General features: G+C 74.2%; 18 protein-coding genes. 6 read left to right on the plus strand and 12 right to left on the minus strand.

The window, feature by feature from the left end; all coding sequences use genetic code 11:
* Window positions 1-21 precede the first annotated feature (21 nt).
* Window positions 22-1128 carry an FAD-dependent monooxygenase gene (locus O7618_RS18995; RefSeq protein ID WP_278107445.1) on the minus strand — a complete coding sequence of 369 codons (1107 nt, stop codon included), beginning with the start codon at window positions 1126-1128 and terminating at the stop codon, window positions 22-24.
* A 221-nt stretch (window positions 1129-1349) separates the two neighbouring features.
* Here O7618_RS18995 and O7618_RS19000 point away from each other — a divergent pair, with 221 nt between their 5' ends.
* Window positions 1350-2486: a cellulose binding domain-containing protein gene (locus O7618_RS19000; RefSeq protein WP_278107446.1), complete on the plus strand. Its 1137-nt coding sequence runs from the start codon at window positions 1350-1352 to the stop codon at window positions 2484-2486.
* Window positions 2487-2547: 61 nt separating this feature from the next.
* Here O7618_RS19000 and O7618_RS19005 read toward each other — a convergent pair whose 3' ends face one another.
* Window positions 2548-3330, minus strand: coding sequence for an aldo/keto reductase (locus O7618_RS19005; RefSeq protein WP_278107447.1), 783 nt, complete (start codon window positions 3328-3330; stop codon window positions 2548-2550).
* Between the two features lie 70 nt (window positions 3331-3400).
* Here O7618_RS19005 and O7618_RS19010 point away from each other — a divergent pair, with 70 nt between their 5' ends.
* Window positions 3401-4426, plus strand: coding sequence for a DNA polymerase ligase N-terminal domain-containing protein (locus O7618_RS19010; RefSeq protein WP_278107448.1), 1026 nt, complete (start codon window positions 3401-3403; stop codon window positions 4424-4426).
* Window positions 4427-4434: 8 nt separating this feature from the next.
* Window positions 4435-5598, plus strand: a complete 1164-nt coding sequence (locus O7618_RS19015) for a threonine synthase (protein ID WP_278107449.1) — start codon at window positions 4435-4437, stop codon at window positions 5596-5598.
* Window positions 5599-5662: 64 nt separating this feature from the next.
* On the opposite strand, the gene O7618_RS19020 is transcribed toward O7618_RS19015, so the two are convergent.
* The 3 genes from O7618_RS19020 to O7618_RS19030 all read right to left on the minus strand — a co-directional run bounded on the left by O7618_RS19020 (window position 5663) and on the right by O7618_RS19030 (window position 8736).
* A complete protein-coding gene (locus O7618_RS19020; protein WP_278107451.1) occupies window positions 5663-6055 on the minus strand; it encodes a cupin domain-containing protein in 393 nt (130 codons plus the stop codon).
* 245 nt (window positions 6056-6300) lie between these two features.
* Window positions 6301-6705, minus strand: coding sequence for a hypothetical protein (locus tag O7618_RS19025; protein WP_278107452.1), 405 nt, complete (start codon window positions 6703-6705; stop codon window positions 6301-6303).
* A gap of 693 nt (window positions 6706-7398) precedes the next feature.
* Window positions 7399-8736: a cellulose binding domain-containing protein gene (locus tag O7618_RS19030; RefSeq protein WP_278107453.1), complete on the minus strand. Its 1338-nt coding sequence runs from the start codon at window positions 8734-8736 to the stop codon at window positions 7399-7401.
* Window positions 8737-8923: 187 nt separating this feature from the next.
* On the opposite strand from O7618_RS19030, the gene O7618_RS19035 reads away from it, so the two are divergent.
* Window positions 8924-10027 carry a hypothetical protein gene (locus O7618_RS19035; protein WP_278107454.1) on the plus strand — a complete coding sequence of 368 codons (1104 nt, stop codon included), beginning with the start codon at window positions 8924-8926 and terminating at the stop codon, window positions 10025-10027.
* Between the two features lies 1 nt (window position 10028).
* Here the strand turns inward: O7618_RS19035 and O7618_RS19040 are convergent, their stop codons facing one another.
* Both O7618_RS19040 and O7618_RS19045 read right to left on the minus strand, forming a co-directional pair.
* Window positions 10029-10310, minus strand: a complete 282-nt coding sequence (locus O7618_RS19040) for an iron-sulfur cluster biosynthesis family protein (protein ID WP_278107455.1) — start codon at window positions 10308-10310, stop codon at window positions 10029-10031.
* Window positions 10311-10542: 232 nt separating this feature from the next.
* The gene (locus O7618_RS19045; RefSeq protein WP_278107456.1) at window positions 10543-10689 is read right to left on the minus strand and encodes a hypothetical protein; all 147 of its coding nucleotides are present in this window, start codon (window positions 10687-10689) and stop codon (window positions 10543-10545) included.
* A gap of 18 nt (window positions 10690-10707) precedes the next feature.
* On the opposite strand from O7618_RS19045, the gene O7618_RS19050 reads away from it, so the two are divergent.
* Together O7618_RS19050 and dacB are read left to right on the plus strand one after the other, a co-directional pair.
* Window positions 10708-11271 carry an aquaporin gene (locus tag O7618_RS19050; protein WP_278107457.1) on the plus strand — a complete coding sequence of 188 codons (564 nt, stop codon included), beginning with the start codon at window positions 10708-10710 and terminating at the stop codon, window positions 11269-11271.
* Window positions 11272-11346: 75 nt separating this feature from the next.
* Complete coding sequence (gene dacB / locus O7618_RS19055) at window positions 11347-12930, plus strand: D-alanyl-D-alanine carboxypeptidase/D-alanyl-D-alanine-endopeptidase (RefSeq protein WP_278107458.1); 1584 nt, start codon at window positions 11347-11349, stop codon at window positions 12928-12930.
* 26 nt (window positions 12931-12956) lie between these two features.
* On the opposite strand, the gene O7618_RS19060 is transcribed toward dacB, so the two are convergent.
* From O7618_RS19060 to O7618_RS19080, 5 genes are all read right to left on the minus strand, one after another.
* A complete protein-coding gene (locus O7618_RS19060) occupies window positions 12957-13268 on the minus strand; it encodes a hypothetical protein (protein ID WP_278107459.1) in 312 nt (103 codons plus the stop codon).
* Window positions 13269-13358: 90 nt separating this feature from the next.
* Window positions 13359-13700, minus strand: a complete 342-nt coding sequence (locus O7618_RS19065; RefSeq protein ID WP_278107460.1) for a DUF1330 domain-containing protein — start codon at window positions 13698-13700, stop codon at window positions 13359-13361.
* Window positions 13701-13802: 102 nt separating this feature from the next.
* Window positions 13803-14678, minus strand: a complete 876-nt coding sequence (locus O7618_RS19070; protein WP_278107461.1) for a hypothetical protein — start codon at window positions 14676-14678, stop codon at window positions 13803-13805.
* Window positions 14679-14835: 157 nt separating this feature from the next.
* Entirely contained in the window at window positions 14836-16056 is a 1221-nt protein-coding gene (locus O7618_RS19075; RefSeq protein ID WP_278107462.1) for a hypothetical protein, read from the minus strand.
* A gap of 275 nt (window positions 16057-16331) precedes the next feature.
* Entirely contained in the window at window positions 16332-16925 is a 594-nt protein-coding gene (locus tag O7618_RS19080) for a pentapeptide repeat-containing protein (RefSeq protein WP_278107463.1), read from the minus strand.
* Window positions 16926-16990: the final 65 nt, after the last annotated feature.

The following is a 16990-nucleotide window of genomic DNA, read 5'->3' on the forward strand; positions in this document are numbered from 1 at the left end:
GCGGCTACGATCTTCGGCCCGCTACGGCGGTCCGGTGAGGAGTCGGTAGTGCTCCCCGAAGATCCGCCCGCCACGCCCGCGCAGCACCGGGTCGCGCAGCGCCGGCGGCACGTCGCGGGTGCGGTTGCGGTCCCGGGTCCGGTCCCGCACCCAGCGGGTACGCGGCCGGCGGCGGCTCTCGTACGCGAGCAGCGCGGCCTCGACGCTGCCCGCCGCCCGGAGCGACTCGGCGAGCACGACGGCGTCCTCCAGCGCCATGGCGGCGCCCTGGGAGAGGGTCGGCGCGACGGCGTGAGCGGCGTCACCGACCAGCAGCACCCCGCCGTGGAACCAGCGGCCCAGCTCGACCTCCTCGGTGCGTTCCACGTGCACCGTCTCCAGCGCGGCGAGCACCTCGGGCACCGGTCCGCCGTAGTCGCCGAACAGTTCGCGGAGCCGGGCGAGCGGGTCGGCCGGCAGGACGCTCCCGGCCTCGTCGGCATAGCAGTAGAGCCGGCCGGCGCCCAGCGGCACGACGAGGAAGCCGGCGCGCTGCCCGAGCAGGCCGGTCCAGTCGGCGATCCGCGGGCCGCCCTGCACGACGGCCCGGTAGACCACCTGCCCGGCCGGGCGGGGTGGACCACCGAGCGCGGCCAGGGCGCGTACCGCCGAGCGTGGCCCGTCCGCGCCGACCACCAGGTCGTACTCCCCGCCGGTGCCGTCGGTGAAGCCGACCGCGACGCCGCCCGGCAACGGCTCGACGGTGCTCACCTCGGCGCCGTGCCGGACCGCGCCGCCGGCGCCGGTGAGCAGGACCCGGTGCAGTTCGGCCCGGGGCAGGGCCCGGCACTCCCCCACCCCGGCCCAGAGCGCGTCGAGGTCCACCTCGCAGAGCGGCGCGCCGGCGGCGTCGAGGAAGCGCTGCCGGTGGATCACCTCGCCGAGCGGCCGCAGCGGGCCGTCCAGGTCGAGCCGGCGCATCGCCCGGGCCGCGTTGCCGGGCAGGTAGAGGCCGGTGTCGGTGTGCTCGGTGGGTGGCAACCGCTCGGTGACGTCGGGCCGGAACCCCGCCAGGCGCAGCGCCCGGGCCACGGCGAGGCCGGCGATGCCCGCGCCGACGACGAGGATGCGCAGGGGAGAACCACCCATCGTGGGGTACGCCTCCGGAGGGGGGTCGGAACGCGTTGGAGGCAAGACACTACTCGCCGCAATCAGGCGGCGGAAGGGCCCGCGGACCCGTCGGCGACTCTCTTAACCGGTTCAGTTGCACATCGGTTTCAAACATGTAAATGTGTTCTGGCGAACTTGGGAGCGCTCCCGCACGTACCCCCCGACAGTCCCGGCGCCCCCGCGCCGAACCAAGGAGCATCATGAAGCGTTCACTCAGAGCCCTCGCCGCGGCCGGCCTGCTGGCCGCCGGCAGCATCGTCGCCGTCGCGCTCGGCGGCACCGCTTCGGCCGACACCCAGATCTGCGAGCAGTACGGCTCCACCACCATCGGCGGCAAGTACGTGGTGCAGAACAACCGCTGGGGCACGAGCGCCCAGCAGTGCATCAACGTCACCTCGACCGGCTTCTCCATCACCCGGGCGGACGGCTCCGCGCCGACCAACGGGGCGCCGGTCTCCTACCCGTCGATCTTCGTGGGCTGCCACTACACCAACTGCTCCCCCGGCACGAACCTGCCGGTCCAGGTGAAGAACATCAGCAGCGCGCCGGCCAGCATCAGCTACAACTACGTCGGCGGCGCGATCTACGACGCCGCGTACGACATCTGGCTCGACCCGTCACCCAAGCGCGACGGCGTCAACCAGATGGAAATCATGATCTGGCTCAACCGGCAGGGCTCCATCCAGCCCATCGGCTCACCGGTCGGCAACGCCAGCGTCGCCGGCCGGACCTGGGAGGTCTGGCGGGGCAGCAACGGCTCCAACAACGTCATCTCGTACGTGGCGCCGTCCGCCGTCCCCAGCTTCAGCTTCGACGCGATGGCGTTCATCAACGACACCCGCAACCGGGGCGCGATCACCAACGACTGGTACCTGACCAGCATCCAGGCCGGCTTCGAGCCGTGGCAGGGTGGGGTCGGGCTGGCGGTGAACTCGTTCTCGCAGAGCGTCAACACCGGCAGCAACCCGCCGCCCACCAGCACGCCGCCGACCACCACGCCGCCGCCCTCGGGCAACACGGCCTGCACGGTTACCTACCGGTCGACGAACGTGTGGAACAACGGCTTCACCGCCGAGGTGACGATCAAGAACACCGGCGCCAGCACGATCAACGGCTGGACGCTCACCTACAACCTGCCCTCCGGGCAGAACGTGACCAGCGCGTGGAACGCCACCGTGACGCAGAGCGGCTCGGCGGTGACCGCGCGGAACGTCGCCTACAACGGCACCCTGTCCCCGGGCGCCTCGACCAACTTCGGCTACCAGGCCACGCTGAACGGCAGCTTCTCCGCGCCGAGCAGCTTCGCCCTCAACGGCGCCACCTGCGCCCGAGGCTGACACCACGACACGAAGGGGCGCGGTCCGCACCGGACCGCGCCCTTTCGTCGCGTACGCGGCGTCAGCCGCCGAGCGCGTCGATGTCGCGCATCTCCTCGGCGGTCAGCGAGAACCCGAACACGTCGGCGTTGGCCCGGATCCGCTCCGGCGTGACCGACTTCGGAATGACCACGGTCTCGTGGTCGATGTGCCAGCGCAGCACCACCTGCGCGGGCGAGACGTCGTGCGCCTGGGCGATGCGGGCCAGCACCGGGTCGGACAGGTCGCTGGTCTTGAACGGGCTGTAGCCCTCCAGCGCCACCCCCCGGTCCCGGTGGGCGACGTGCGTCTGCCGGTCGTACAGCGACGGGCTCCAGCGGATCTGGTTGAGCGCCGGCGTCTCCTCGGTGGCCTGGATCAGTTCGTCGAGCTGCGAGATCGAGTAGTTGCTCACGCCCACCGCGCGGGCCAGGTTCTCGTCCCGGGCGGCGAGCATCTCCCGCCACACCGGGATGCTGTCGCCGGGCGCGGGCGGCGGCCAGTGCACCAGCCACAGGTCGACGTACTCGGTGCCCAGCGCGTCGAGGCTGGCCTCGATGGTCTCCCGCTCCCGGCCCACCCGGTCCGGCGGCAGCTTGGTGGTGATGAAGAGGTCCTCCCGGCGCAGTCCGCTCTCGGCGACCGCGCGCCCGACCTCCTTCTCGTTGCCGTACATGGTGGCGGTGTCGAGGTGCCGGTAGCCGGCGTCCAACGCGGCGAGCACTGCCTGGTAGCCGTCCTCACCCGTCGCCTGCCAGGTGCCGAAGCCGAGCATCGGGATCCGGACGTCGCCGGTGAGGGGAAGGGTGGGCTGGTCGAGGTCCATGCCGACGGTTCTACCCCTGATCGTCGCCGCCATGCCGGCGCGCCGGCCGGACGTGCCGGAGAATACGGGCGTGGCGGACCGGCTGGAGGACTACCGGCGCAAGCGGGACGCGGCGCGTACCCCGGAACCGGTGCCGGCGGGGGCGACGCGCCGGAAGCGGCCGACGGGGCGCGCGCCCCGCTTCGTCATCCAGCAGCACCACGCCCGGAGCCTGCACTGGGACCTGCGGCTGGAGCAAGACGGCGTGCTGGCCTCCTGGGCGGTGCCGCGCGGCCTGCCCCGCGACCCGGGCCGCAACCACCTCGCCGTGCACACCGAGGACCATCCGATGGAATACCTGACGTTCGCCGGGGAGATCCCGGCCGGGGAGTACGGCGGCGGGCGGATGACCGTGCACGACAGCGGCACCTACCGCGCGGAGAAGTGGCGCGACGACGAGGTGGTCGTGGTGCTGGACGGCGAGCGGACGAAGGGCCGCTACGTCCTGTTCGCCACCGGCGGCCGGGACTGGATGGTCCGCCGTACCGACCCGGCGCCGCCGGGCTGGACGCCGATGCCCGGGCTGCTCCGCCCGATGCGGCCCGCCGAGGGGAAGCGGCTGCCGCGCGACGCCGCCTGGGGGTACGAGCCGCGCTGGGCGGGCGTGCGGGCGATGGCGTACGTCTCCGGTGGCCGGCTGCGGCTGCTCGACGGCGACGACGCGGACGTCACCGGGGCGTACCCCTGGTTGCGGGCGATGGCCGAGGGGCTGGCGCCCACCGAGGCGGTGCTGGACGGGGTGCTGGTGCGGATCGATCCGGCCGGGCGGCTGCGCCCGCCGACCCGGCGCGACGGCCAGTTCCTCGCCGTCGACCTGCTCTGGCTGGAGGGCGTGTCGAGCCTGGACGTGCCGTACGCGCAACGCCGTGGGCTGCTCGACTCGCTGGCGCTGGCCGGCCCGCACTGGCAGACTCCGCCGTGGTTCCCGGGCGTCGGCGCGGACGCCCTGCGGGCCGCCCGTGAGCAGGGGCTCCCGGGAGTGGTGGCGAAGCGCCTCGACTCGGAGTACGAACCGGGTCGGCGCAGCCGGCACTGGCTGAGCATCGACGCGAGCTGAGGACCACCGTGCACCTGACGCACCTGGAGTGCCCGCGCTGCGGCCTCGACCACCCGGCCGACAGACCGCAGAACCTGTGCGGCTGCGGTTCCCCGCTGCTGGCCCGCTACGACCTGGCGGCGGTGGCCGCCACCACGTCCCCGGAACGGTTCGGGCTGCGCCCGGCCGACCTGTGGCGCTACCGGGAACTGCTGCCGGTGGCCGACCCCCGGTTCGTGACCACGCTGGGCGAGGGCTGGACGCCACTGTGGCACGCCCCCGCCTACGGCCACGAGATCGGGGTGGACGAGCTGATCGTCAAGGACGAGGGGCTCACGCCGACCGGGTCGTTCAAGGCCCGGGGCGCGGCGGTCGGCGTGAGCCGGGCCCGGGAGCTGGGGGTCGAACGGATCGCCATGCCGACGAACGGCAACGCCGGCGCGGCCTGGGCGACGTACGCGGCCCGGGCCGGAATGGGCGCGACGATCGCCATGCCGCTGGCCGCGCCGACCATCTGCCGGCAGGAGTGCCTCGCCGCCGGGGCGGACCTGCGGCTGATCGACGGCCTGATCAACGACGCCGGCCGGGAGATCGCCGCGCTGGTCGCCGCGTCCGGCGGACGGATCTTCGACGCCGGCACGCTGCGCGAGCCCTACCGGCTGGAGGGCAAGAAGACGATGGGCTACGAGATCGTCGAGCAGCTCGGCTGGCAGGTGCCCGACGTGATCATCTATCCGACCGGCGGCGGCGTCGGGCTGATCGGCATCCACAAGGCGCTGCACGAGCTGCGCGAGCTGGGCTGGGTGGAGGACCGGCTGCCCCGGTTGGTGGCCGTCCAGTCGACCGGCTGCGCGCCGGTCGTGCGAGCGTTCGCGGCCGGCGAGGCCCGGGTCACCCCGTGGCCGGACGCGCACACCGTCGCGTTCGGCATCACCGTGCCCGCCCCGCTCGGCGACGAGCTGATCCTCGACGCGCTACGGGAGACCGGCGGCACCGCGATCGCGGTGGACGACGCGGAGATCCTCGGCGACCTGCGCAACTTCGCCGCCCGGGAGGGGCTGCTGCTGTGCCCGGAGGGCGCGACCTGCCTGACCGCGGCCCGGCACCTGCGTGCCGGCGGCTGGATCCGGCCCGGGGAGCGGGTCGTCGTCCTCAACACCGGCGCCGGCATCAAATACCCCGGCCTGGTGTAAGGAGGGGCCCCTTCTTAACGCTTCCGGTAGAGGAGGGGCCCCCTGTTAACACGCGCGCCCGCGCTCAGGACGTCGGCGGCTCGTCCTCGCCGGCCTCCTCGGCGGCGTCCGCCTCCTCCTTCGTCGTGTGCACCGCGCCGTCGGCGTGCTCCGGCGGGCCGTAGACGGTGTAGAGCACCAGCGGGTTCGGCCCGGTGTTGACGAAGTTGTGCTTCGTGCCGGACGGCACGACGACCAGGTCCCCGGCGACGACCTCCTTCTTCTCCCCGGCCACGCGCGCCTCGCCGGTGCCACTGACGAAGGTGAGGATCTGGTCGATGCCCTCGTGGACCTCCTCGCCGATCTCGCCGCCCGGCGGGATGGTCATGATGACCAGTTGGGTGTGCTCCCCGGTCCAGAGCACACGGCGGAAGTCGGGACTCTTCTCGGCGACGGTCGCGATCGTGAAATGCTCCATGGCCGGCACATACCCCGATCCCGCGCCCGCCACGCCGGGAGTGGCAGATGGTGGAATTCCCCACGACGCTCGGGTTTGAGCGCGCCGAGAAAGGGCATCTGCTGGCGACAAGACCGGTGCGGGACGGGCCGGTCGAGCCAGGTCCCCGCTGACGTACCGCCGTACGGCTGCGCCGGTGGGAGACGGCCAGAGCGCGGCGACGCTTCGACCTCGGGGTCGTGCGGCGCCGCGCGCTCGTGTACCGGTCAGGCGAGCACGGCCAGGTGGAACGGGCGGTCCGCGTGCCCGCCGGCGGCGTGGGTCTCGACGAAGACCGCGTTCGCGATGCCGGCCCGGGGAGCCACGGTGATGACGCCCTGCTGGGCGAGCCCACCGCCGGTGGCCGGGCCCACGGTCCCGACGTACGCCGCCCGGGCGACGTCCTGGTCGAAGGCGACCTGGTACATCCCGGCCGCGAGCCGGGTGGACGAGGTGGCCCCGAGGCCACGGATCAGGGTGCCGTTCGCGTCGACCACGGCGAACAGCACGCGGGCGGTGGCCGGCAGCCCGACCGCCGCACACGAATTGATCTCGGTGTCGACCCGCGCGGCCTCTTGCGCGTTCGGGGCGGGCTGACCGGGCGATCCCCTCCTCGGTCTGGGGCTGGGCATGGTGATCCTCTCTCCCACCGGTGCGCCGGCGGGAGGCGTTCGTGGTGCGTCCCGGCGATCAGCGGCGATCACTCTGCTGCTGTCGACGCTATGCCGCGCGGCCACCCGTCAACCAGCGACAGCCCTGTCCGATCACGGACAGTAGACGCCTCTGAGCTGCTGAAACGTCAGTCGTGGACGTCGCTGACCGGCACCGCGTCGCGGCAGGTCACCACGCGCACCCCGGCGGTTCCGCACTCGGCGAGCACACTGCCGCAGGCCGTCCCGAACCCGCGCCGCTCGGCCCCGCCTCGGGTACGGCGAACGCGCGCGCCACGTCCTGCTCGGTGCGCACCCCGCCGGCCGTGCCGGTGATGTCGCACCCACCAGGTCGACGGCGGCGAGCCCGACGAGCGTCGCCGCGGGCTCGTGGCGAGCCAGCCGGTGACGGCGAGGCGGGTGCGGCGGTCCAAGTCACCGGGTCTGCCCCGCAACCGGGTCGGGTGTCCTACCCGACGACCAGTCCGCGCCCGGCGGCCGGCGGCCGACGACCGACGACCGACGACCGACGACCGACGACCGACGACCGACGGGACAACTGGACGGCACCACGACCGACACGGAACGACTGGACGGCGGCGCCCGGGCGCCGCGCCGGTCGAGCGGTCGACCCGGAGGCCGGGTGCGGAACCTTCCGCACCCGGCCCGCGCGGTTCACCGCAGGGTGCAGCGCAGCTCCGCGGGCGGCTGGTTGTCACCGGAGACGACCAGCCCCCAACTGGTGACACCGCCGGCCGCCAGGGCGCCGTTCCAGGCCGCGTTCGTGGCGGTCACCCGCGCGCCGGACTGGGTGGCCGTGGCGTTCCACGCGTTCACCAGCCGCTGCCCGCCGGCGAAGGCGACCTCGCTGCTCCAGCCGGCCGCGGCGGACGTGCCGGTGTTGCGGACGCTCACCTCGGCCTGGAAGCCGCCGGCCCACGCGCCGGTGACCGTCCAGGTCGCCGCGCAGCTCGACCCGGACGGCGGCGTGGTGGTGGCGGTCGGCGTCGCGGTCGGGCTCGGTGGGACGGTCGGGCTCGGTGGGACCGTGGGGCTGGGCGAGCCCGTCGAGCCGTCCGACGTGGTGTAGGCGACCGGCGTGTACGCGGCCGAGCAGGTGCCGCCGCACGCGGCGGGCAGGGCGAACCGGTAGACCCGGCCGCCGTTGACGAGCGCGCCGGTGACATCCCGTACCCGGATCTGGAAGTCCGTGCCGCCCGCGGTGGTGGCGCCCAGGATGTACGACTGGCCCATGTCGCTGTTCATGGCGGCGGCCCGCCACACCCCGTCCGCCAGGTACTCGACGCCGTGGATGCCGTTGGCCAGGTGGGAGACCGCGATGGCCGGCCAGTAGCGTTGCGCGCCCCGCAGGAACGCGATCCGGATGTCACCGGAGTAGCCGGGCGCCGGCACGAACGACCAGGACACCCGCCGGTTGTTCCAGTGGTTCGGGTAGAGGTCGCCGACCGGCACGCCGGCCCTTGCGAAGCGGTTCAGCGAGCCGGTGGACAGGTCCAGGTGGTTGCGGTCGTCCCGGCACCAGGCGTTGCCGTCGCCGCAGGAGTCGGCGACCACCATGGTCAGGGTGGCGCCGTCGTAGCCGTCGGCGACCCAGGAACCGTTGCGGCAGAACGGTTGCCCCGGCGCGCCGTCGTTCGTGCCGGTGCAGCGGTCGCCGATGGTCACCTGGACGAACCGGCCGCAGTTGAGACCGTTGTTCCACAGTCCCACCCGGTCCGCCTGGTCCGGCGGCAGCGGCCGGACCGGGTAGGACGTGTAGTCGCCGGGCAGGTCGTAGACGTTGAGCGCGACGAAGTCCGGAGAGTCCAGTTCGGACTGCGGCAGGCCGCAGCCACCGTACGGGGAGCCGAGACCGTCGAAGTGGGTGGCGTTGCCGGTCACCGGGGCGGGCGGGTCGTCGACCGCGAGCGCCGGCAGTTGACCGGCGACGAGCAGCGCGGCGGCGCCGGCGGCCAGCGCCGCGACGAGCCGGAGGCGGGACTGCGGGATCATGGGTTGGCCTTCCGGGCGGGCCGACCCGGGCACGGGGCGGCTCAGGAGTGGTCATGGGTGCCCGTCCATGCCCGGCCGTGCCCGCGGAGACCATGCCACCACCGCCTCCTGCGGGCTGTCAATGGCCGTCCCCGCGCCCGGACCAACGCCCTGGTGACGCAGAGCAATCGAGTCGCTACATTGAAGTATGGTGCCCGTACCCGGCGGCCGGCCGCCGGACCCGGTCTACCGTCCCGTGCTGGCCGCTCGCCGGGGCGAACTCGAGGCCCTGACCCACCTCGACGACACCGCCGTCGGCCTTCTCGCGCCGATCGTCGACGTCACCTCGACCGACCCGGGCACGCCGGACGCGCTCGGGCGGCTCCCCACCGGGATCCTGCCCGCCGTCGACGCGTCCGCGTTGCCCGACGCCCCGGAACACGATCCGGTCCGCTGGGGCGTACCGCTGGTGCCGGTGATCGGTCTCGCGGAGAGTGACAGGCGGTTGGCGGCCCACGGCGCGGCGGCGCGGGCCTGGGCGGGTCGTGCGGTGGTCCGGCTGCGGACCGGCCCGGACCGCGCCGGGCCGGACGCCACCACGGCGGCGGCGGAGCGGGTGTGGCGGTCGACCGGGCTGGCGCCGGAACAGTGCGACCTGTTGCTCGACGCGGGAGACGTGTGCTGCCTGGCCGATGTCCGGCTGGCCGAGCCGCGCGTGCGGCGCGCGGCCCAGTGGGCCCGGCGGCACGCCTGGCGGTCGGTGACCCTCGCGGCGGGTGGGATGCCACCGACGCTGTCCCGGTTGCCCACCGACGAACCGGTCCGCCTGGACCGATTCGACTGGATGCTCTGGCAGCGCCTGGCCGACCTGCGGCTCGGCTACGGCGACTACGGGGTGGGTTGCGCGGTACGCGACGCGGACGGCCCGGGCGACCGGTTGCCGACGCTGCGCTGGGCGGCGGGTGGCGCGTGGTGGATCTACCGCTGGTCCCGGCGGGGCGGGCGGGGCGACGAGCGCTTCGCCGACCTGTGCCGCACGCTGGTGGCCGCCCCGCACTGGCCGGCGGCCGGGGCGGGGTTCTCGTGGGGCGACCACGAGGTGCTGCGCCGGGCGCGGCGCGGCGCCGGCGCCGGCTCCGAGGTCTACTGGATCGCCTGGAGCACCTCGCACCACCTGGCGTACGTGCTGGCCACGCTGGTCGGGCCGGACCGGGAGCGGCGCGGCGACTCCTGGCGGGCCGACCAGGACGCCCCGGAGTGGGGGCGCGCCGGCCGGCCGCAGCGCCGCGGGGAGTCCCGCAGCGCCGGCTGAGTCACTCCTTCTCGGTGAACCCGAACTGGACGACGCCCTCGTCGTCCACGACCGCGTCGACAGCGGTGTCGTTGAGCAGCTCGGCGGCGTCGGAGTCCAGGAAGATCCGCGCCCCCTCGGTGTCCACCACCTGGTCACCCCGCACGGGCTCGGGCACCAGCTCGATGGAGAGCGACCCGGCCTCGGTGTCCGCGGCGATCCGCAGCCCGCCCGCCTCGGCGAGGTCCTGCTGGGCGGCGAGGTCGCGGATCACCAGGACGGCGTTGTCGGTCATGGTCAGCATGGCGGAACTCCTCATGGCTGGGGTGCGAAGGCTCGCGGGCGACTCGGCCCGCGCGGTCGGCTCGCGACCGGAGGAAGCGGACGAAGCGGTGTTCGCCGCACGGAAGGGGGGCGGTCGGACGGCCCCTCCCCACCCACCGTGCCCGCTGCCGGTGGATCCGTCAAATAGAGCAGGATGATCGGCTGCGGCCGGCGTGAACAGGCGTTTCCCCCTCCGGATGGCCGGCGGCTCCCTAAGCTCGGGGTATGGGCGACCCGCGCAGGTACGCCGCCGAGTTCCTCGGCTCGCTGCTGCTGACCTTCTTCGGCGTGGGCAGCGCCGTCTTCGCCCGGGTCGAGGGCGGCGTGGTGGTGGTCGCCCTGGCCTTCGGCGTCACCATGCTGGCGCTGGTTACACGATGGGGCCGCTCTCCGGCGGCCACATCAACCCGGCCGTCACGTTGGGTGTGCTGCTCTCCGGGAAGATCTCCCCACTGGGGGCGGTGGCGTACTGGATCGCGCAGTTCGCCGGCGCGACCGTCGCCGCGTTCGTGATCTGGGCGCTCACCCGGTGGGGTGACGTGGTCGACCAGACCGGCGCGCTCGGCACCAACGGGTACGGCGTGCACATCAACCTGGGTGGCGCCGCCGTGCTGGAGACGGTGCTGACGTTCCTCTTCGTCCTGGTGGTGCTGGTGGTGACCGGTCGCGGCGAGCACGCCGCGTTCGCCGGAGTGCCGATCGGCCTGGCCCTGGCCGGGGCCCACCTGGTCGGTCTCACCCTGGACGGCACGTCGGTCAACCCGGCCCGATCGTTCGGCCCGGCCCTGTTCGAGGGTGGTTCGGCGCTGCGCCAACTCTGGGTGTTCATCGTCTTCCCGCTGCTGGGCGGCGCGCTCGCCGCCCTGGTCGCACCGCTGATCCTGCGTCCGGGCACGGGTGGGCGAGGGCCGGCGGCACGGGTGGCCACGCCGCGACCCTGAGCCTGAGCCTGAGCCTGACGGAAACTTTCGCTCTGGGATCTATCCCGCAGGAAAGCTCCATGACAGCATCTCCACATGCATCGTCGTCTCTTTCCCCGGGCCCTCGCGGCGCTGGTGCTGGTCGCCACCGCGGCCACCGCCGGCGCCCCGAACGCCACGGCCGAAGCGCCCACCCCGGCGCAGACCCGGCTGCACGCGACCATCGACGCGGTCCTCGCGGACAGCCGGCTCGACGGTGCGCAGGCCGGCGTGGTCGTGGTCGACACCGCCACCGGCCGCACGCTCTACGACCGCAACGGAAACCGGCGACTCGTCCCGGCCTCCAACACCAAACTGCTCACCTCGACCGCGGCGATGGAACTGCTCGGCCCGGGGCACCGCTTCACCACCGATGTCAGCGCCGGCGGGCCGCGCCGTGCCGGGCTGCTCTCCGGCGACCTCTACCTGCGCGGCGGGGGTGACCCGACCATCCTCGCGGCGGACTACGACCGGCTCGCCGCGCAGGTCGCCGCGGCGGGCGTCCGGGTGGTGACCGGCGATCTGGTCGCCGACGACACCCGCTACGACCGCAGCCGGCTGGGTCCGGACTGGACCTGGGACGACGAGCCCTACTACTACGCGGCGCAGGTGTCCGCGCTCACCGTCGCGCCGGACACCGACTACGACGCCGGCACCGTGATCGTCAACGCCACGCCCGGCGCCCGGGCCGGCGCGCGGCCGAAGATCACGATGACCCCGGACAACGACTGGCTGCGCGTCGACAACCGGGCCGCGACCGTGGCCGGCGGCGAGACCACCCTCTCGATCGAGCGGGAGCACGGGAGCAACACCGTGGTGGTGACCGGCCAGATCGCGGTCGGGCAGGCCGCCGAGAGCGACTGGGTGACGGTCTGGGAGCCGACCGGGTACGCCGCCGACGTCTTCCGCTCCGCGCTGCGCCGGCACGGCGTCCGCGTGCTGGGCCGTACGGTGCTCGGCGCCGCCACCCCGGACGACGCCCGGCCGCTGGCCCGGCACGACTCGATGCCGCTGGCCGACCTGATGGTGCCGTTCCTCAAGCTCTCCAACAACGGGCACGCCGAGGTGCTCACCAAGGAGCTGGGTCGGGTGCTCTCCGGCTCGGGCACCTGGTCCGCCGGCCTGACCGCGATCGGCGAGTACGTCGGCGACGCCGGGATGGACACCGGCACGCTGCGCCAGCGCGACGGCTCCGGCCTCTCCCGCCGCAACCTGATCCCGCCGGCGCAGTTCGTCACGCTGCTCTCGGCGGTCCGCGCCGAGCCCTGGTTCGACACCTGGTATGCCGCGCTGCCGGTGGCCGGCAACGCCGACCGCTTCGTGGGCGGGACGCTGCGCAGCCGGATGGCCGGCACCGCCGCCGCGAACAACGTGCACGCCAAGACCGGCAGCCTGACCGGTGTCTCCGGCCTCTCCGGTTACGTCACCGACGCCGACGGCCGGCTGCTGGCCTTCTCGATCGTCCTCAACAACTACCTGACCTCGTCGGTCAAGGGGCTGGAGGACCAGATCGCGATCGCCCTGGCCACGTACTCGGAGAAGGAGACCGCGACGGCCCGGCGGACGGTGCCGAGCGCGCCGGAGGCGCCGCGCGTGCCGGAGGGGCGGGAGTGCTCCTGGGTGAAGCCGGTCCGCTGCTGACCGGGCCGGACCGACCGGTCGGGCGCTCAGGCGCCGGGCCGGTACGGGCGCGGGTCGGCGGTGGGGTCGCCCCGCTCGACGAGCGCGTCGATCTCGGCCGGCGGCAGCCCGCGCAGGCCGAGCACCCGCCGCCCCCAACGGTGCAGCCGGCACGGGTGCGGGCTGGCGTCGTTGCGGCAGATCGTCCCGCCCGACCAGGTCCGGGGCGCGTGGACCACCACCGCCCGCACCGCGAACTGGACGTCCTCGACCGTCACGTACGGCGGCAGCGGGATCTCCCGCAGCGCGCCGCCGTCGGCGGGCTGGCGGGCGAGGGTTACGGGCGCGGGGCGGCTCATCGGTTTAGCCTCCACAGTGGATGGCCGGGCGGGACATCGAGAACGTACGACGCCCGACCCGGCCCGCGACGGACAAACTGTCCCGATGGCTCAGCCGAGCGACGCCCGCATCCGGGCGGCGGTCCGCGCGGCGTCGTAGTCCGGGCCGACCCCGTCCACGATGATCGTCTCGCCCTCGATGTTCCGCGTCCGCAACGGCAGGATCTCCTGGTACGCGGGCGACGCGTACCAGGCCCGGGCCCGCTCGACGTCCGGGAACTCGACGATCACCACGGTGCCCGGCCAGTGTCCTTCCAGGACCTCCGGGTCGGCTCCGTGCACCCGGAACCGCCCGCCGAACGGCGCGAACGTCGACTGCACCTTCTCGATGTACTCCAGGATCTCCTCGTTGAGCTGCGTCGGACGCAGGTTGGCGAGCGCGAAAGCGGGCACGGCCCCTCCCCGGGTGACGGCGCCGGCGGACCGGCGCGGCAGGTGTCACCGATTCTGCGCGGACGAGCCACGCCGGGTCGATTACCCGGGAGGTAACGGCGGTCAGCGCAACGCGACGGCCTGGAGGCTGACGTTGCCGCACTGCCCGAGGGACTCTTCGACGGTCCAGCTCAGCAGCAGCTTCACGCCGCGCGGCGCCCGGAACCGGACGGTGAAGTCGGCGGTCATCGCGGTGTGCGGGTCCTCCATCCGGAGGGTGCTGGCCGGACCGCCGGCCACCCGCACGTCGAGTCGGCCGCGGGCCATCCAGAGCCCGGCGTAGAGGTGCACCGTGCGCGGTTCATCGTTGCCGGTCACCGCCAGCCGGAAGCCGTTGCCGCGGTCGCAGGTGTAGACCCCGGACATGGTGCCGCTGGCCGACGCCACCGGGACGCCGTCCCGCCAGGCGTACTCCTCCGGGTTGTTGCTGAAGCTCTCCCGCTTGCCGCGGCCGCCCTCGTCCCGGATCTCGCCGGACCCGCCGCGCTTGCGGACCGGCCGGTCGGCGCCGAGCAGCCCCCACTGGACCCAGTCGACGGTGCCCACGGCGGTGAGGTCGACCCGGGCGGGCACCTCGGCGCGGCTGACCGCGACGGTCGGCGGCGCCGCGGTGGTGGGAGCCACGGTGGACGGTGTGGGGCTCGGCGACGGCGGACGCTGGCGGGGACGCAGACCCGGGGTGGCGACCGCGCCGTCGCCCTCGCTGGGCAGACCGACCCGGCCGGTCGGCGCCACCGGCAGCACCGCGCTCTCCTCGCGGGGCGTGTCGTGCCGCTCGGCGCCCAGATAGGCGACCAGCGCCGCGAGGCAGAGGAACGCGACCAGGCCCTCCAGCATCAGCCGCCGCCGGCGCCGCCACCGGCGCAGCGCCGACCGGGTGCGCGGGCGGGCGTCGCGGTGCGAGCCGGGGCCGGGTCGCAGACGGTCCTCGTCGCCCACCACACCTCCGCTTCGTGTAGCGCTGCGCCGTTCGGGAGCGGCCGGAGCGCGACGGGCTTCACGGTGTCACCGGCCGGCCCTTTGCGCCATATGTGAGCCGACGGGCGTTTCCAGTTCGTTACCAAGCGGTAGTCGGGCGCACCGCTCGCGCGGGCGGTCAGCCTACCGTGACCGCCTCCAGCGACACCCCGTCGTTCTCCCCACCGGTCACGGTCAGGGCCCGCCACGTGATGAGCAACCGTGCCCCGCGCGGGGCCCGGAAGTGGATGACGTACTGGTGGAAGCGGTCGCCCCGGGCCAGCGCCACCTCCCGGACGGCCGGGTCGCCCCCGCCGGAGAGGGATACGTCGAGCCGGGCGCCGGCCGAGAACACGCCGACGAACAGCCGGACCGTCCGCAGGTCCCCGCTGCCCGCCACGGCGAGCGAGAAGGACTTCCCGGCGCCCCGCTGGAAGACCCCCGCCCGGGTGCCCTCCTCCCGGGCCTGCGGGGTGCCGTCGGTCCAGGTCAGCGTCGACACCCCGGCGTTGTGCTCCAGCCGCGGGCCGCCCGGGTCCTGGATCTCCCCGGTGCCCCGCTGCTTGCGCTGCACGCTGTCCGCGCCCGCGCCGCCCCAGTGCCGCCAGTCCCGGGTGCCGAGCAGGCTGAGTGACACCGCCGCGGGCACCGCCTGCTGGTCCACCGTGAGCAGCGGACCGCCGGGCAGCGCCGGCTCACCCGTCTCGGGCACCACGGTGGCCGGCGCCGCGGTCGGCTCCGTCGGCGCCGCCGCCGGCACGCCCGCCCGGCGCGGGGGCGCGGCCGGCGGCCGGGCGGAGTAGGCAAGCGCCGCCACCGACGCGGTCAGCGCCGCGGCGACCAGCACCGCCCGCCGACGCCGACGCCGGGCCCGGGCCGCGCCGACGCGGGTGGCCGGGCTCTCCGGGGCGGTCCCGGCCGCCGGCCCGAGAACTCGCCACCGGGTGTACGCCGCGCGCAGCCGGACCGCGAGCGGCCCGCCCAGCCCGGCGAGCCGTGCGCGCAGGCTCTCCGGGGCGGTGTGCCGGCCCGGCGCCGCTCCCCCACCCGACGGGTACCCACCCGTGGACCCGGACCCGCCCGGGGGCCGCCAGGTGTCCCGCTCGGCCCGCGCCGACGGTCGGCCGGAGGCCGGGGCGGCCGCTCCGAGTCCGGTCGGCGCGGGCCCCACCAGCGGCACCCGCTCGGACGTCGCCCCGAGCGGCGCGGGCCCGGCCACACCTGGTCCGGCGAGGTCCGGATCCTCGGGCAGACGACGCGGCCCGGCGGGCGGGGGCGGCGTGGCGGCCGGCCCGGCCGGAACGGCGGGCAGCCAGCCACCGACCCGGATTCCGGACTGCGTGCTGTCGTCCTCAGCCAACGCCCCTCCCTCGGCCGCAGGCGCGGGCGGCCCGTCACCATGGCTCGCCGCAGGGCAGGATGACACATGCTTCGATCTTCGAAAAGCCGTCGGAGCGGGACAGATTTTCCACCGGTCGCTCCGGGCGCGTCACGTCGAGAAGAAACGGAGCGTCGAAACCGATATATCTCAGCGTCATCGCCGTGACTCCCGGGTATGCCGCTCGCGAGTGACTCAGCCCAGGATCTCGTTACCGAGCGTGACGGGAGGTTCCGTGGCGCACCGGGCCCCGCGCGTCAGCCGACCTGAAATCCGAGCGCCTGGGCGAGCGAGACGGCCTGCTCGACGTCGACCCGCGCCCCGGCGCGCTCGACGGCGGTCGGGTCGAGCGTGGACAGGTCGCTGCCGCGCAGGTCGGCACGGGTCAGCTTGGCGCCGCGCAGGTGGGCGCCGGACAGGTCGACCCCGGTGAGCACCGCACCGGTGAGGTCGGCGCCGGCCAGGTCGACCTCGCGCATCCGCACGCCGGTGATGCGCGCCCCGCGCAGGTCGGCGCCGGGCAGGGCGACGAAGGACCAGTCGCCCCGGTCGATCCGCAGCGGTCGCGTGTCGCACCTGTCGAAGCTGCTGCCGACCAGCTTGCAGCCGGTGAACTCGGCCTCGAAGAGGTTGCAGCGGGTGAACGTGCAGCGGGTGAACGCCGAGTCGGTGTGCCGGGAGGCGTTGAACGCCACGTTGCCGAAGACGCACTCGGTGAAGATCGCGCCCCGGCTGACCGCCTCGGTCAGGTCGACCTGGAGGAACTCGCAGCGCACGAAGTGCCTGTCGACCAGTTCTTCGGCGTACCAGTCCTGGTCGCGGTAGGTGACGTCCTCGGCGAGCTCCGGCATGCCGCCGACACTAGTGTGTCCGGCGGACACTTCCGGCTCGCCGTACCGGCGGGTAGGTTCGCGGG

It is taken from the genome of Micromonospora sp. WMMD980, assembly GCF_029626035.1.
In the GTDB taxonomy this organism is placed as follows: domain Bacteria; phylum Actinomycetota; class Actinomycetes; order Mycobacteriales; family Micromonosporaceae; genus Micromonospora.

Excerpts from the sequence above, each read along its gene's own strand:
- O7618_RS19000 (WP_278107446.1), top strand. The coding sequence starts at position 1,350 with ATGAAGCGTTCACTCAGAGCCCTCGCCGCGGCCGGCCTGCTGGCCGCC.
- O7618_RS19025 (WP_278107452.1), bottom strand. The coding sequence starts at position 6,705 with ATGCCCAGCCCCAGACCGAGGAGGGGATCGCCCGGTCAGCCCGCCCCG.
- O7618_RS18995 (WP_278107445.1), bottom strand. The coding sequence starts at position 1,128 with ATGGGTGGTTCTCCCCTGCGCATCCTCGTCGTCGGCGCGGGCATCGCC.
- O7618_RS19045 (WP_278107456.1), bottom strand. The coding sequence starts at position 10,689 with ATGGTGACGCCGAAGGCCAGGGCGACCACCACCACGCCGCCCTCGACC.
- O7618_RS19020 (WP_278107451.1), bottom strand. The coding sequence starts at position 6,055 with ATGGAGCATTTCACGATCGCGACCGTCGCCGAGAAGAGTCCCGACTTC.
- O7618_RS19005 (WP_278107447.1), bottom strand. The coding sequence starts at position 3,330 with ATGGACCTCGACCAGCCCACCCTTCCCCTCACCGGCGACGTCCGGATC.
- dacB (WP_278107458.1), top strand. The coding sequence starts at position 11,347 with ATGCATCGTCGTCTCTTTCCCCGGGCCCTCGCGGCGCTGGTGCTGGTC.
- O7618_RS19040 (WP_278107455.1), bottom strand. The coding sequence starts at position 10,310 with ATGCTGACCATGACCGACAACGCCGTCCTGGTGATCCGCGACCTCGCC.
- O7618_RS19030 (WP_278107453.1), bottom strand. The coding sequence starts at position 8,736 with ATGATCCCGCAGTCCCGCCTCCGGCTCGTCGCGGCGCTGGCCGCCGGC.
- O7618_RS19080 (WP_278107463.1), bottom strand. The coding sequence starts at position 16,925 with ATGCCGGAGCTCGCCGAGGACGTCACCTACCGCGACCAGGACTGGTAC.
- O7618_RS19060 (WP_278107459.1), bottom strand. The coding sequence starts at position 13,268 with ATGAGCCGCCCCGCGCCCGTAACCCTCGCCCGCCAGCCCGCCGACGGC.
- O7618_RS19050 (WP_278107457.1), top strand. The coding sequence starts at position 10,708 with ATGGGGCCGCTCTCCGGCGGCCACATCAACCCGGCCGTCACGTTGGGT.
- O7618_RS19035 (WP_278107454.1), top strand. The coding sequence starts at position 8,924 with ATGGTGCCCGTACCCGGCGGCCGGCCGCCGGACCCGGTCTACCGTCCC.